The organism is Thermosporothrix hazakensis (assembly GCF_003253565.1).
Classification (GTDB): Bacteria; Chloroflexota; Ktedonobacteria; order Ktedonobacterales; family Ktedonobacteraceae; genus Thermosporothrix; species Thermosporothrix hazakensis.
The window spans coordinates 133,390-148,056 of record NZ_QKUF01000009.1 but is presented as its reverse complement, the minus strand read 5'-3'; the positions used below and the strand labels follow the sequence as shown (position 1 = coordinate 148,056).

At 56.1% G+C, this 14,667-nt stretch carries 12 protein-coding genes; all 12 read right to left on the bottom strand.

From position 1 onward, the window contains the following. Positions 1-23 precede the first annotated feature (23 nt). Positions 24-956 carry a TIM barrel protein gene (locus EI42_RS14860; RefSeq protein ID WP_111323470.1) on the bottom strand — a complete coding sequence of 311 codons (933 nt, stop codon included), beginning with the start codon at positions 954-956 and terminating at the stop codon, positions 24-26. Positions 957-1,026: 70 nt separating this feature from the next. Further along, positions 1,027-2,505: a CoA-acylating methylmalonate-semialdehyde dehydrogenase gene (locus EI42_RS14855; protein WP_111323332.1), complete on the bottom strand. Its 1,479-nt coding sequence runs from the start codon at positions 2,503-2,505 to the stop codon at positions 1,027-1,029. A 3-nt stretch (positions 2,506-2,508) separates the two neighbouring features. Next, entirely contained in the window at positions 2,509-3,378 is an 870-nt protein-coding gene (locus tag EI42_RS14850; protein ID WP_111323330.1) for an ATP-binding cassette domain-containing protein, read from the bottom strand. After that, on the bottom strand, positions 3,375-4,442 hold the full coding sequence (locus EI42_RS14845) for an ABC transporter permease (protein ID WP_174843892.1): 1,068 nt from the start codon (positions 4,440-4,442) through the stop codon (positions 3,375-3,377). Before EI42_RS14845 ends, EI42_RS14850 begins: the two co-directional genes overlap by 4 nt. Positions 4,443-4,503: 61 nt before the next feature. Continuing rightward, on the bottom strand, positions 4,504-5,490 hold the full coding sequence (locus EI42_RS14840) for a sugar ABC transporter substrate-binding protein (protein ID WP_111323328.1): 987 nt from the start codon (positions 5,488-5,490) through the stop codon (positions 4,504-4,506). Positions 5,491-5,724: 234 nt separating this feature from the next. Further along, positions 5,725-7,617: a 3D-(3,5/4)-trihydroxycyclohexane-1,2-dione acylhydrolase (decyclizing) gene (gene iolD / locus EI42_RS14835; RefSeq protein ID WP_211326179.1), complete on the bottom strand. Its 1,893-nt coding sequence runs from the start codon at positions 7,615-7,617 to the stop codon at positions 5,725-5,727. Between the two features lie 19 nt (positions 7,618-7,636). Then, a complete protein-coding gene (iolC, locus tag EI42_RS14830) occupies positions 7,637-8,659 on the bottom strand; it encodes a 5-dehydro-2-deoxygluconokinase (RefSeq protein ID WP_111323326.1) in 1,023 nt (340 codons plus the stop codon). A 10-nt stretch (positions 8,660-8,669) separates the two neighbouring features. Continuing rightward, on the bottom strand, positions 8,670-9,578 hold the full coding sequence (gene iolB, locus EI42_RS14825) for a 5-deoxy-glucuronate isomerase (RefSeq protein WP_111323324.1): 909 nt from the start codon (positions 9,576-9,578) through the stop codon (positions 8,670-8,672). Between the two features lie 35 nt (positions 9,579-9,613). Continuing rightward, entirely contained in the window at positions 9,614-10,645 is a 1,032-nt protein-coding gene (gene iolG / locus EI42_RS14820; protein WP_111323322.1) for an inositol 2-dehydrogenase, read from the bottom strand. Positions 10,646-10,706: 61 nt separating this feature from the next. Further along, the gene (locus EI42_RS14815) at positions 10,707-11,732 is read right to left on the bottom strand and encodes a LacI family DNA-binding transcriptional regulator (RefSeq protein ID WP_111323320.1); all 1,026 of its coding nucleotides are present in this window, start codon (positions 11,730-11,732) and stop codon (positions 10,707-10,709) included. 252 nt (positions 11,733-11,984) lie between these two features. Beyond that, complete coding sequence (locus EI42_RS14810) at positions 11,985-12,767, bottom strand: HAD family hydrolase (protein ID WP_111323318.1); 783 nt, start codon at positions 12,765-12,767, stop codon at positions 11,985-11,987. 230 nt (positions 12,768-12,997) lie between these two features. Beyond that, positions 12,998-14,608 carry a GxGYxYP domain-containing protein gene (locus EI42_RS14805; protein WP_170142638.1) on the bottom strand — a complete coding sequence of 537 codons (1,611 nt, stop codon included), beginning with the start codon at positions 14,606-14,608 and terminating at the stop codon, positions 12,998-13,000. Between the last annotated feature and the right edge of the window lie 59 nt (positions 14,609-14,667).

Genomic DNA, 14,667 nt, shown 5'->3' with positions numbered 1-14,667 from the left:
ACTTGTTCTTCATGCTCTCCATGCTAGAGACCGAGCGTACGAAGGTAGTCGCGATTCCGACGAGCGCTCTCGCGTGGCTCCTCCGTGGCACCGGGGAGAATGTCCTGTTCAACGACAATCCAGCCAGCATATGCACTCTCTCGCATCTGTTGCACGATATCTGCAAATGGGACCGCTCCCTGTCCGAGCTCGCAAAACACCCCCTGAGCAAGGGCAGTAAAGTAATCCCAACCCGCTGTGCGAGCCTGTGCAGCCACTCCCGGATGACAATCTTTCAGGTGGACGTGGCGAATGCGCGGAAGCAGGCGAGCAAATCCATCGCTAACAACCTGCCCGTCATTGGTCCCACTGCCATACAGGTAATGTCCGGTGTCAAAGACAAGCCCGACCAGCTCAGGCGCGGTCAGCTCAAGCAGCCGCTCGATCTCCGCAGGCGTCTCCACAAACCCGGCGCAATGATGATGAAAAGCCGCTTCCAGCCCGGTTTCATCTCGTATCAGACGCGCAAGCTGCTCCACATTGCGCGCAAAGTGTTTCCACTCGTCAGCCGTCAGCCCCATCTCGGGCGTTACCCGCCCCGCATTACCCGTACGTCTGCTATCAGTGCCATTCTCATCGGCCAGGATCAGCAAAGGTGTATGCTCCTCGGTCGCCACAGCCGCAAGCAAACGAGCAAGCCTGAGCACCTCCTGTTCAGCAGAGGCCAGCCCCTCGGCAAAGCGAAACGCGACCGGCACAAACGCGCCCACCATCGTAAGCTGATGCTGCTCCAGAAGCTCGCCGAGCTGTTCGGGTTCTGTAGGGAGATGGCCCCAATCGCCGAACTCTGTCCCCTCATAACCGGTAGCACGCATCTCATCAAGCATCTGTGAAGACGAGATACGATCTCGCTCCAAACCACTGAACTCAAGGATCCCCCACGAACAGGGTGCATTCGCAACACGAATTCGTGTCATACTGTACCATCCTTGCTTGTGCCGCTCCTCCGGCAGCATCATCCACCGGAGCAAGCGGCTATACATTCCTTTAGAACGTGCGTGACCATTCCTTCGGCCAGCGCTCAACCACAACCTTCTTCTCGGTATAAAACTCAATTGCATCGCGTCCCTGCGCGTGCATATCTCCGAAAAAGCTGTCCTTCCAGCCCGAGAAGGGGAAGAACGCCATTGGAGCCGCAACACCAATATTAATCCCGATATTCCCGGCCTGCGCCTCATAGCGGAACTTCCGTGCCGCCGCGCCGCTGCTGGTAAAGAGACAGGCCATATTCCCGTATGACGACTCGTTCACAAGCCGAATTGCCTCATCAACGGTTTTCACATGCAACAGGCTCAAGACCGGTCCAAAGATCTCTGTACGAGCAAGGTTTCCCTCGGGGTTCACCTCATCCAGAATCGTCGGGCGCACAAAGTAGCCATTCTCGTAGCCTGGAATAGCCGCGTTCCGCCCGTCTACAAGCGGCTTCGCGCCCTCCTGCACGCCACTTTGAATCAGACTCTCGATTCTCTGCTTGCTTTCCGACGTAATAACCGGCCCCATCTCGACCGCCGGATCAAGCCCATAGCCGACCTTGCGCGTGTGCGCCGCCTCCGCGATCCGCTCGGTAAACGGCTTGCGAGCATCGCCAACCGTAATCGCTACCGAGGTCGCCAGACAGCGCTGACCCGAGCAGCCAAACGAGGAATCGGCCACAATGCGCGTGGTCATCTCCATATCGGCGTCAGGAAGAACCACCACGGTATTCTTTGCGCCGCCCTGACACTGGGCCCGCTTTCCGTTCGCCGCCGCCCGGCTATAGACGTAGCGAGCAACCGGCGATGAGCCAACAAAGGAGATCGCCCGAATCACGGGATGGTCGAGAATGGCGTCAACGGTCTCCTTTGCCCCGTTCACCAGGTTGACGACGCCCGCCGGCAAGCCGAGTTGCTCGATCAGGTCGAAGACGCGATTCATGGTCAGTGGCACCTTTTCGGACGGCTTGAGCACAAAGCAGTTACCACAAGCAAGCGCGTAAGGCAAGAACCAGAGCGGGATCATACCAGGGAAGTTAAATGGCGTGATCGCTGCCACAACGCCGACCGGTTGCCGGAACAGATGCTCGTCGATCCCCCGCGCAATGTCCTCAACGTTGTAGCCCATCATCAGCGACGGGATGCCGGTCGCGACCTCAATGTTCTCAATGCCGCGCTGCAACTCCCCCTTCGCCTCGGCCAGCGTTTTGCCGCATTCCCGGGTGATGAGTTGCGCGATCTCGTCAAGGTGCTGCTCAAGCAGGCTCTTCAGTTTGAAAAGATACTGGACCCGGTCGGTTGGCGGCGTGCGTCTCCATGCGGGCCAGGCCAAGCGAGCCGCCTGTGCAGCCGCATCAACATCTTGTGCCGACGAAAGGGGAACCTCAGCCAGCGCCTCGGCGGTTGCCGGATCGTACACCTTCAGATATGTGCTCGTCTGTGCCTCTTTCCACATCCCACCGATGAAATTCAACAATTTTCCGTCTTTCAGCATATATTACTCCTTTTTCTCTTGTTTCTGTGTTGTATGAAGCTCCTGCACTTCCGCCTGAAACGCCTCTGCTGCCTGCGCGAGGCGAGCATCAGAACGGGCAAACTCGGCCAGCTCAAAACTGAGCTCCTCCAGCTCCTCACCGCCCGCCATCATCTCTACCAGCTCTTCGCGGCTGATCTCCGCTTTCGTGAAGGTGCCATAGCCGCGCCCACGATTCAGCAGCGTAAAACGATCACCAATCGGATAGGCATGATGCGGATTATGCGTGATAAAGATCACGGCGACGCCTCTGGCGCGGGCCTGGGCGATATAGCGCAACACAATTCCCGCCTCTTTCACACCCAGGGCGGCGGTCGGCTCATCGAGAATCAGCACACGAGCCCCGAAGTAAACCGCCCGGGCGATTGCCACCGACTGGCGCTCACCACCCGAAAGCGTGCCAACCGGCTGAGCAGTATCGCGCACGTAAATTCCCATTTTCGCCAGCTCTTCCCCTGTCACCCGATGTGCACGCTGTACATCAAAGCGCTGAAACGGTCCCCATCCCCGCGTAGGTTCTGCACCAAGAAAGAAATTTCGCGCGATGCTCATCAGCGGTATCATAGAAAGATCTTGATAAACCGTCGCAATTCCGGCTTTGAGCGCATCACGCGGCGAACGGAAGTGCACTTCTTTCCCTTCAACAAGGTAGCGCCCCTCGTCCTGCTGGTGCACGCCGGAGAGAATCTTGATCAAGGTGGACTTGCCCGCGCCATTGTCACCAAGCAGGCACATGACCTCGCCTGACTGCACCGTCATCGAAATATCATTGAGCGCCACCACGCTTCCAAAGCGCTTTGAGATATGCTGTATTTCCAGAAGTGGCGTGTTCATCGGCGAGCCTCCATAGCATACGTGCGAACAAAGCGATTGAGGATCACAGCAAGCAGCAGCATAACCCCGAGAAACACCTGATACCAATCCGCATCGACTCCCGCAAAGACGATCCCCTGACGCACCATGCCGAAGATCAGCGCCCCGAACACCGAACCAATCGCCGAGCCGTAGCCCCCGGTCAGCAGCGTGCCGCCAACCACTACCGCGATAATGGTCAGGAACTCGTTGTTTGAGCCGCGCAGCACGTCGGCCCCCGTAAATGTGACGGTCTGGATAATGCCCACAAGGCAGGCTGCAAGCGCCGTCAGCATAAACAGGATGATTTTGACCCGGGCAACCGGCACACCCATATTGCGCGAGGCCTGGGCATCACCGCCAACGCCATAAATCCAGTTGCCAAACCGCGTCCCAAGAAGCAGCCAGGTAGCAAGCGCCGCCAGGACCAACCACCAGACAATAGAGATCGGGAAACTGGCCCCACCAAGCATGATCCCGCTGGCAAAGATGCTATGCGCAAGGTCATATCCGGGCACCGCTTCCAGGCCACCAAGCTGCGTACGCCCCGTGAGCAGGCGTGTGAAGCCGATTGTCGCCCCCCGAACCACGAAGAGCGAGGCCAGCGTGACAATAAACGAGGAAAGGCCTGTACGCAGAACGAGTATTCCGTTCAAGAAGCCGATCAGCAGCGAAACAAGCAACGCGATCGCGATAGAAGACCAGATATCCAGGCCAAATTCAACCGAGCAGATTGTCACGATCATGCTACACGCGCCGCTTACAGAGCCAATCGATAGGTCAAATTCGCCTCCGATCATCAGCAGCGCCGCGGCGACCGCCAGAATGCCCAGTTCTGCCGCGACTGCCAGGTAGGTTGCTGTGCCGCTCAGGCTTAAGAAGCCGCGATCACCTGCTACAACCGCGAAGAAGACCCACACTGCAATAGCCCCGACAATCGCTCCCATCTCGGGACGGATCAATATACGGCGAATATACTGCATTATCGTGATTCGCTCTGGTTGCTTCTCAAGCAGCGGATGCACTGTTCGTCGAGTTGTCGCCATCAGAAAACCTCCTGCAGCCCGATTGAATGAAAACTCACCCAATCGGGCTCTACAACTGGCGTTAGCGCGTTCCCTTCTTTGCCAGATCCGTCACCTTGTCAACATTCTCTTTGGTCACAAAGCCGGGTCCGGTCATAACAACGTCGTTCGCCACAGTGTTGAGATTCTCGCGATAGAGCGTCAGCAGCACAACGGGCAGATAGCCCTGAAGGTACTGCTGCTGGTCGATCGCAAAATCAAGCTCACCGTTCTTGATCGCCGTCAACACCTTGTCTGAGAGGTCAAAGGTCGCGATCTTCACCTTACCAAGCAGGTTCTTGCTGCGAAGCGCATTTAAAGCGGGATCAGCCCCCGTCGGACCAAGCGTCATAATACCGTCAATGTTGGGCTTTGCCGCTAGCGCCGCCTCGATCCGCTGCTGCGACTCAGTCGGGTTCGCCAGTTCGACCGCCAGCAGATCGACCTTCGCTCCAGCCTTCTTCAATGCATCGGAAAAGCCCTGACAGCGAGCATCCAGGCCTGCGTTTCCTACCTCATGATTGATACAGAGCGCATATTTTACGCCTTCCGAAGCCATTCGCTCGCCACCCTTATAGCCCGCCTCATACTCCGTCTGCCCGACATGAACCAGAACCCCGAGACGCTTTCCCGCATCGTTTCCCGAATTCATCGAAATAACCGGAATACCTGCATCAATCGCTTTCTTAATCGAGGGACTCAACGCGTCGGCGTCGGGAATCGAGACAACCAGTCCATCGGGCCTGGAAGCGACAGCAGCATCAATCAGGTGCGCCATCGCCGCCATATCAAACCGGTCGGGCGATTGGTACTCAACTTTCACCCCCATATCCTTCGCAGCCTGGTCGACACCCTTTTTCACGACTGACCAGAACGGGTCGGCGGGCTGCCCATGCGTGACGACAACGAAGCGCACATTCGAGCGATCGGTATTGGGCTTCGTCGTCTGGTTGCTGTTCTGATTCGCACAGGAAGCCAGAATGCAGAGGAGAAAGACAGAGACAAGGACACGCGATACTTTCTGTAGCATGTTGTGCTTCTCCTTTTACGCCACCTGTTACTATTGTACTCCTTACACTTTTTCTTCAGACGGCGTGTAGAAACGATACATCCGTTTACCTTTTTTGAGAAACCACAAAGTCGATAATAAAGAGAATGACGCGCGATATGGATTCCTGTTTTGCTGTCCCGCCAGTTCCGAGCCCGTGCAGGAATACTGCACCCGACACACTGGCTTCCTGTTTTGCCTCCTTTCCGCAAGCCGCTAGGGCGCATTGAAAAAGTAACGCTCTCGCGCTCGTTGTTCCGCCCAGTCAGCATACGCCTGTTGTACCGTAGACATGTCGCTCACCTCGGCAACCGGCACATCCCACCAGCTCTCATAGCCCGGCACGGCCTGATAGCGGTCGCTCTGGACATAGATTACCGTCGTTTGCTCGCTTGCCTGAGCCTGCTTGAGAGCAGCAGTCACGTCATCGTAGGTTTTGCACTCGATCACATGAGCACCCAGACTTCGCGCGTTTGCGGCCAGGTCGACCGGAAGCGTCTGCACGCCTTCTGTGCTGTCTCCGGGCAAGACACCATCGCGAGGATAGACGTAGCGCGTGCCGAAGCCATCCTGACCAAGCGAGCGACTGAGGGACCCGATGCTCTTAAACCCCTGATTGTCGATCAGCACAATGATGAGCTTATAGCCCTCCTGCACCGAAGTGACGATCTCGCTATTCATCATCAAATAGGAGCCGTCGCCCACCAGCACATAGACCTCACGCTCAGGGGCAGCCATCTTCGCCCCCAGGCCGCCCGCGATCTCATAGCCCATGCAGCTATAGCCATATTCGAGGTGATAATTTTTCGGATGCCGCGCCCGCCAGAGCTTGTGAAGGTCGCCCGGCAGGCTCCCGGCGGCGCAGACCATGATCGCCTCAGGCGAGCTCAGTTCGTTGACCGCGCCAATCAGCTCGCCCTGGCTCGGCAGCGGAGTGTGCCGAATAGCGTAGATGCGCTCAACCTCCGCCTCCCACTCCTGATGGAGCTGCTCCACCTGCGCCCGGTACCCTTCATCCACATGGTACCCGTCCAGCAGCGGCAGGAGCTCTTCCAGGGTCACCCGGGCATCACCTACCAGCGCAAGGCCTGCATGCTTGCCAGCGTCAAACGCCGTCACATTGATATTGACGAAACGCACCTCGGGACACTGAAAAGCCGTCTTCGAGGACGTGGTGAAGTCGCTGTAACGCGTGCCAATCCCGATAATCAGATCTGCCTGCCGTGCTACCCGATTCGCAGCAAAGGTCCCTGTTGCTCCAATAGCCCCGAGCATCAAGGGATGATTGAACGGCACGCTCCCCTTGCCGGCCATCGTCTCGCCAAGCGGGATCCCGGTCTGTTCTAGCAGGCGTTGAAGCAGCTCACATGCCTCGGAGTAGATCACGCCACCACCTGCGATAATCAACGGGCGCTGGCTCTGGCGGATCAACGCGGCTGCTTGCTCCAGTCTGGCTTTATCAGGTCGGTTACGCGGGATATGCCAGACCCGCCGCTGAAAGAACGCCCGTGGATAGTCGTATGCTTCGGCCTGCACATCCTGCGGCAGGGCCAGCGTCACGGCACCAGTCTCCGCTGGATCGGTCAGCACACGCAGCGCTTCAGGCAGAGCGGTTAAAAGCTGCTCAGGGCGAACAATGCGATCCCAGTAGCGGCTGACTGGCTTAAAGCAATCATTCACGGAGATATCCTGAGTCTGGGAGGATTCCAGTTGTTGTAGAACCGGTGCCACATTGCGCCGCGCAAAAATATCTCCGGGAAGCAAGAGGACAGGCACACGATTAATCGTAGCCGTTGCAGCGCCAGTCAACATATTCGTCGCACCGGGACCAATAGAAGACGTGCAGGCGAAGGTTTGCAGCCGGTTCTTCGTCCGTGCGAAGGCCGTCGCCGTGTGGACCATCGCCTGCTCGTTACGAGCCAGATAATAACGAAAGTCTGGCATCTGCTGCAACGCCTGCCCAATCCCTCCTACATTGCCGTGCCCGAATATCCCGAAGCAGCCTGCGAAGAAAGGCTGTATGTTGCCATCGCGCTCCACATGCTGGTTCTTGAGAAAGGCTATCAGAGCCTGAGCCATTGTCAGTCGTTGTGTGTCACCTGATGTCATATCGCTCCTCCTCGCTTCATCATAAGCCGCCATGTTGCGCAACAAACTGCATTACTTCGTCATACGTTGGCATAAAGTTCGCACAGCCGTGACGTGTCACCACGATCGCGCCGCATGCATTGCCCAGTCGCGCCGCCTTATACCAGTCCCACTGCTGCGCCAGACCGTAGAGAAAGCCCGCGGCGAAGGCATCGCCCGCCCCCAGGATGTTGTACACCTCGACCGGAAAGCCAGGTGCCTCAATTCGGGTTGAAGTCCCTTCTGAAGCGGCACAATGCACCGTCGAACCGGCAGCACCCCGCTTCTGCACAACCAGCCTCGGCCCCGCCTGAAGCACCCGCTGGATGGCGCTCGCGCTATCACCGCTGACCCGCGCGTCCGAAACCTGAGAATGAGTGAGTTGCACCTGCTCTGTATCAGTCAGCATCAACGCATTTATTTCATCATCGGTGCCAATCACAATATCAACCATATGGAGAATCGAGCGGAGCACGACCCCATATGCCCGCGGATCAAACCACTGATCGGGACGAAAATCAAGATCTATGACAACCGTTGCGCCAGCCCGACGAGCCAGTTCAGCCGCAAAAAGGGTTGCACTGCGTCCCGGCTCCTGCGCCAGCCCGGTTCCAGTGATAAGCACCACCCGGCTCCGCTCAACAGGCGCGTTCAGCACATCATCGATGGTTAAAGCAGCATCGGCGCAATTGTCCCGATAATAGGTCAGCGGGAAGCGCTCGGGCGGCTCTATACCGAGCACCACTGCGCTTGACCGTCTGCCTGCCTTGCGTGGGATATAGCGCGTCTCGACCTCTTCCTTTTGCAGAAAATGCAGGATAAAATCACCTACTGGATCATTCCCGACCGCGGTAAGAAGCGCCGTCGAGAGGCCCAGACGCCGCGTGCCCACACTGATATTTGTCGGGCAGCCACCGACATAAGCCGCAAAACTCTGGATATCGACAAATGCTGCTCCCACATCGTTCGAGTAGAGATCGATCGAAGAGCGCCCGATAGTCAAGATATCATATACTGTCTGCATGCTCTCTCCTCTACTTTTGCTCAATCGGATAGAGAGGAACCCGTGCATCCTGCGTCTGATAGGTTTCCTTCACCCAGGCATACGCGGGGTCTTCGCTGTTTGCCAGAGACTGGGCGCTCCCGGCCAGCACATTGAGATAGTAGGTGGTGTAACCCGGCGGGCTGGCAACCGGATGATAGCCCTCGGGAACCAGGACCACATCATTGTGGCGCGGCAACAGAGCGGCATCGATGGGATAGCCAGCGCGATGGAGCGGCGATTCGGCATCAGTGTAAATCCGTTGGAACGCGAAGCCCTCAGGCCGATCGAACTGATAGTAGTAGATCTCCTCAAGATCAGCCTCGATCACCCGGCCCTGCGCGTCCGTGCGATGGATATCATGCTTGTGCGGCGGATAGCTGGACCAGTTCCCGCCCGGCGTGTAGACCTCGACGACGACCAGGCGCTGACAGGGAAAGCCCGGCGGGATAATGTTATTGATATGGCGCGTCGCGTGATCCCCACCCCGAATCTCGACCACGACGTCATGCGGCGTGACAAGCCGTGGCTCGTGATCCTGCTCGGTTGGAGCCGACGCAATCGCAAGCTCGCATTCAGTCACACCCTGAACGGTATAAGCGGTATGACGCGGGAGATAGAGCGCGTAGGGCAAACCCTCAAAAACATGCTTTCGTTTACCGATATCCCGCCAGGTCCCTCTGCTCGTCTCAATTGTGGCTGTTCCACCAAGCAAGACAAGCGCTACTTCACTCTCGCCCGTTTGCGCCGAGAACGCTTCCTGAGCCGCGACACGCCGCACTTGAAACGAAACATAGCGCCATCCGGCCAGCTCTGGCGTTACCTCAACAAGCGCTTCTGCTCCACTATTTGTCCGCTGAACAGGATGGATTATCAACTGAGAAGCATCATATTGTCGCATCAAATACACATTCCTTTCACTTCAACTACACTATTTCACTGATGGGCCTGCCGAAACGCCTCTATTGACAGTGGATGTCCGATTCTACATGCCTCCGTTGCGGCTAGCGCAATTTCACAGGCAGCCAGCGCGTCAGCTCCACCAACTGCAGGCGACTGATCGTGGCGCAGGCAATCCACAAAATGCTGTAATTGCTTGAGATAGGCATTGCCAAAACGCTCGCTCAAGTACGGCTGTACATCATGTTGAGCTCCCGTACGATCCAGGAACAGCAGCGGCGTATGCTGATGAGCGCCGATCAACACGGCCCCCTCGGAGCCAAGCACCTCCGTCCGAATATCATAGCCATAGAAGGCGTTGCGGCTAACCTCGACGTTGCCAAGCGCTCCACTGGCGAAGCGAAGCGTCACCAGCGCATTATCAATATCGCCGACAGCAGCCAGATTCTGGCAAACAAGCAGGCTTCCCTCCGCCGAAACGCGCTCAACCTCGCTCCCCACGAGCCAGCGCGCCAGATCGAAATCATGAATCCCCATATCCACAATCAGGCCGCCGCTCTTCGTCGGATCGGCAAACTCGGGACGCGGGCAGAAGGGATCACGGCTGATTGCTTTAAAAGTCGTTGGGCGGCCAATTCGGCCCTCCTCAATCAGCGCCTTTGCTTGTTGATAGGCCGCATCGAAACGACGCATAAAACCAACCTGAAGCGGCACGCGAGCTCGTTCCACTGCTTGAAGCAAGCGTCTATGTTCTTCGTATGTCAGGGCAAGCGGCTTTTCACAAAAAATCGCTTTACCCGCCTGAGCAGCAGCTAGAATCAACTCAGCGTGCGTGCTGGTAGGGGTTGCGATCAGCACGGCATCGAGGCCAGGAGTGCGCAGCAGTTCCGTGGGGTCCGTAAAGTCCGAGCGCACTGAGAACGCCTGCACGGCTTGCTCGCATACCTGCCTGTTTGTATCGGCAACGGCGATAAGACGCGCTCCCTCGACCTGCGTGGCAAGCAAGCGAGCGTAGAGCATACCCATGCGCCCCAAACCAATGACGCCGATGTGGATCGGTGCAGCCATTCACGGTTCTCCTTCTTACACAGCAATTGCACTATTACAAGAATGCGCTTGCCGAGACAATCTACAGAGATGCTGTACTGGAACGAACAATCAAAGAAGGAAATAAGAGATGATTCTCGACAGGGCGGTTCTGGAGTATATCAAGCATTGTTTGTGCAGCGAGCTGCCCAAGCTGCAACTTTGGCTGGTGCACGGTAGTAAGTGCAGGAGAGACATAGCTGGCAGTGATCACATCATCAAAACCAACCAGGCTGAGCTGTTGTGGCACAGCGATCCCGAGGTCACGACAGGCCAGCAGCACGCCGATAGCCACCATATCATTATAGCAAAACAATGCAGTGATATCGGAATCCAGAAGCTCAGGCAACGCCTGCCGCCCGAGACCGGCATCATCGGGTTCACTTTCCTGATCATGCGCCACAACCCGAATCCATTCGGGCCGAGGGGTGATGCCAGCCTGCACCAATGCCTGCCTGTATCCTTCCAGGCGCAGCCGATTGGAACGCGGGCGATTCCCCAGGCCAAGATAACCTATCGAGCGATGCCCGAGCTGTACCAGGTGTTCAACAGCCAGCATCGCCCCACGCTTGTCGTCGATAGCAACCCAGTGCAACGGCGCTTCCTGTGCTTCCGTCTGGTTATTAACAAGCACCGTTGGAATATGGAGGCGATCAGAGCGTGAATGAAAACTACCGGTAATACGGGATGAGGCGATAATAAGGCCATCAACGCGCCGCTGATGGAACGATTCGATGACCTGCATTTCCTGAAAGGGGTCATTATGGGAGACACCAAGAAAGACACTGAAGCCAGCCGCTCTTGTCACGGCTTCTACGCCTTTTACAATATCACCGTAGAACGGATCGGCAATAGAGGTAACAACGACACCAATTGTCTTTGTGCGTTGTGTTTGCAGACTTCGGGCAATAGCGTTCGGGGTATAGCCCATCTCACGCGCAAGCTGTTGAATCTGGGCCCGCACCTGAGGGCTGATCAGAGAGCTGTCGCGCAGAGCCCGCGAAACGGTAGAATGCGAAACGCCAGCAGCGCGAGCGATATCCGAAATAGAAACCTCTTGCCGGGGCATGGACCTCACCGTCCTTACTGTGATGACAGGAACGCCGTCTTCTTGCTTATGCACACGTGTGCATACATCCAGTATACAGAAAGGAGTGCTCTTCTGTCAAGGTCAACTTCTGCGTTTTCTGCAAAATGCAGCAAGAGTTGAGTGCTTTTCTTCTATAGATGAAGGAAGCTTTCTGTGTTCTATTTCACATGGATTACATCAATGCTGAAAAGCCAGTCAGAGAGCAGCGAGCCACTCTCTGACCTGTGGCAATCAGTTTGCGAGAACGCTCGGAAGCTCGGTTACGCGCTGCAGCTCCGCGAAGATCCGCACATTGTCCTTCTGGCGATGCAGCGAATTAATCCAGACGCCACGGATGCCGGATCGTTCCGCACCCACCATATCGCGCTTGAGGCTGTCACCCACCATCATCGCCTGCTCGGGGCTCACTGCAAGCTGCTTGAGCACATGCGAGAAGATCTCTGGATCCGGCTTCCCGATGCCGAGGTCGCCAGAAACCACAATCACGTCAAAATAATGCTCCAGATCTCGCGCCCGAATCTTGCCCCATTGCAGCACCGGAGCGCCGTTCGTAAGCAACGCCAGACGATAGGATTGACGCAAGCGCTCAAGCATGGACTCAGCGCCAGCATAGATGTGATAATCGGTGCTGCGCGTCTCACAAAACAGCGCTGCAAGCCGCTCGGCCAGTTGCACATCATCTTTGTTCTGCTCCGCAAGCGCCCGTCGCCAGATCTCACACCGATACGTTGGCACCCACTGATGTAGTGTTTGCAAACCAGGATCATCACCGCTGAAGTCGCCCCACATGCCTTCTGCAGCACTGATGCCTATTGCCTCGCTGTATGCGGCAGCCGGGCCAGTATCCCAGAGTTCACGAGCCGTTGCAGCAGCCGTTTCCTGTAGCTTTTGTGGATCGAGATCTCTATACTGTGTACAGGCATATGCAACAACTTTCGTCATTGCACGCTGAGTCGCCTCGTGGTCCTCGATTAATGTTGCATCGAGATCAAAAATAATTGCGGTTGTCGTCATGCAGCAGGTCTTTTGCCGTCCTTCCGTTTTTCTAGTGATGCTTCTGGAGAAGCACCCACTGCCATTATGACACGGAAAGACGCCGCTTGTACCTGCCGGGACGATCTATAGTAGAGAAGTCTTATTGCCTCCCTTTCGCTCAATAGTGCAGAAACGGCTTGCTTTCTGAAACGAGTGTTTCCTGAGATAGGAGTAACGACCATCCTGGCAGACAGTGCTATCATACTGTCCTATGAAGCGAGAGTAGACGAAAATTTATCTGTTTCATACATAAGAAGTGTTTCGAGATAATCTCTCGGCGTGAGGAAGACATATTTCCCCGGGAAAGCCGTATGCAGCTCGTCCACAAGCTGCTTGAGGATGGTCGGCGTGATACTATCAGCTCGCGTTTGATAGCCAACAAAGGTCGGCGCGTCGGGCTTTGCCTGCACCTTTGAAAGCCGATCCTTCAGATCATTGGGGTAGGCCGCAATCAATGAGGAGTTTTGCGCGATTTGTTTCTTATACAGCTTGTAGGTATTGGTGCCGTCATGGTGATCAAGGAACACGCCCTTGATATCGGGCTGGCTCAGCAAATACTGGCGCACCCGAGCCGACGTGCAATCGCCCATATTCCACATCTGAGCCGTCGTCAGGCCCGCCTGCGCCATATAGAACGCGTTATCTTGCAGCCAGCGATCATACTGTTCATCGGAGATGCCTCCGTCTGGATAACCGAGCCCCGAAGGACCACCGGTCAGCTCGATTGCCGAATGCAAATGCTGGTACGCCCATTCAATCAGAGGTGGAGCCAGCTCGACTAAAATTGGATCAATACTATACCCCTGCGGCATATAGCGGGCAGCGGGATCTTTCAGCCACTTCGGCAGGTCGCGATGATTGAAGCTGAGATTATCGCCATCACTGGTGTAGAGCGCCACGTACACCTTGCCGCCTGTTACCTGAAGCGCCCTTCCTCGCTCCTGGCGCAAGCCGTAGCGTGTGGGGAAGCTTGACCAGAAAGAGGCGTTGGGGAAATAGTCGGCAGCGAAGCCGTAGAGCCCGTTCAAGGAAGCGATCGGCGAAAAACAGTCACCGCAATCTCCGCTATAGCCCATCAAAGGCGTACGAGGAGCATATTGTGCTAAAATGCGCTGAATCAGGGTGCGCTCGTCTGGCTTCATCCAGTCAAGGTGAAAGAGAAAGGCTCTACAGGCCGTTGCATAGTCATAGAGCATCCAGGGCGCATAGTGCCAATCCGAGGAGCGCAGACCGAGCAGAAACACAATCTCTTTCTGCGTTTCGGGTAGAAGATGCTCGATTGCCCAGGTATAGCCTGAAATGCGATCGCTCCCGATCCCGCTATAATCGACAATGGGCTTTTCAGCAAAAGTAGAAAGGAGATCGTCACGCAATGCAGCATCCACTGGCAGTCCGTCCGCAAGGCCCGCCTTTATCATGGCAAGGTTAAAGGTCCACTCCTTCGCCGTATCGTACAACTCATATTCCTTGACTACCTGCTGATACTGCCTGAGAAGCGTCTTCAGGCCTGGATTCTTCTCATCGCGCAACGGGAGATGGGTGACAGTGCGACCGCCGAAATGAGCCGTGTCGGTAATCCAATCTTTCTCGGACTGAACCGCATGAACATAGATCTTTGCACCTGAACGGTTGATATGACCCTGCAAGGCACGGGCAGCCATCATTGCCTGAGCGCTATCCTGGGAGATGTCAACAACTTCTACAATGTCTCCGCCGGGCGGCATTTTGGGGACAAGCGGCCTGTAAGGGGCAGCCAGCGCTGTTTTCGGAAGCAAGAACCGCTTGATAGTATTTCTGCATTGCTGAAGAAGCATTCTCATTGCACCCACTCCTTTCAACTTCACCCTTCTTTCTATTATAAAAGAACGGTAAAACGACA

Bases quoted from the DNA above. Each gene is read 5' to 3' on its own strand.
- EI42_RS14860 (WP_111323470.1), bottom strand. From the start codon at position 956: ATGACACGAATTCGTGTTGCGAATGCACCCTGTTCGTGGGGGATCCTT.
- EI42_RS14855 (WP_111323332.1), bottom strand. From the start codon at position 2,505: ATGCTGAAAGACGGAAAATTGTTGAATTTCATCGGTGGGATGTGGAAA.
- EI42_RS14850 (WP_111323330.1), bottom strand. From the start codon at position 3,378: ATGAACACGCCACTTCTGGAAATACAGCATATCTCAAAGCGCTTTGGA.
- EI42_RS14845 (WP_174843892.1), bottom strand. From the start codon at position 4,442: ATGGCGACAACTCGACGAACAGTGCATCCGCTGCTTGAGAAGCAACCA.
- EI42_RS14840 (WP_111323328.1), bottom strand. From the start codon at position 5,490: ATGCTACAGAAAGTATCGCGTGTCCTTGTCTCTGTCTTTCTCCTCTGC.
- iolD (WP_211326179.1), bottom strand. From the start codon at position 7,617: ATGACATCAGGTGACACACAACGACTGACAATGGCTCAGGCTCTGATA.
- iolC (WP_111323326.1), bottom strand. From the start codon at position 8,659: ATGCAGACAGTATATGATATCTTGACTATCGGGCGCTCTTCGATCGAT.
- iolB (WP_111323324.1), bottom strand. From the start codon at position 9,578: ATGCGACAATATGATGCTTCTCAGTTGATAATCCATCCTGTTCAGCGG.
- iolG (WP_111323322.1), bottom strand. From the start codon at position 10,645: ATGGCTGCACCGATCCACATCGGCGTCATTGGTTTGGGGCGCATGGGT.
- EI42_RS14815 (WP_111323320.1), bottom strand. From the start codon at position 11,732: ATGCCCCGGCAAGAGGTTTCTATTTCGGATATCGCTCGCGCTGCTGGC.
- EI42_RS14810 (WP_111323318.1), bottom strand. From the start codon at position 12,767: ATGACGACAACCGCAATTATTTTTGATCTCGATGCAACATTAATCGAG.
- EI42_RS14805 (WP_170142638.1), bottom strand. From the start codon at position 14,608: ATGAGAATGCTTCTTCAGCAATGCAGAAATACTATCAAGCGGTTCTTG.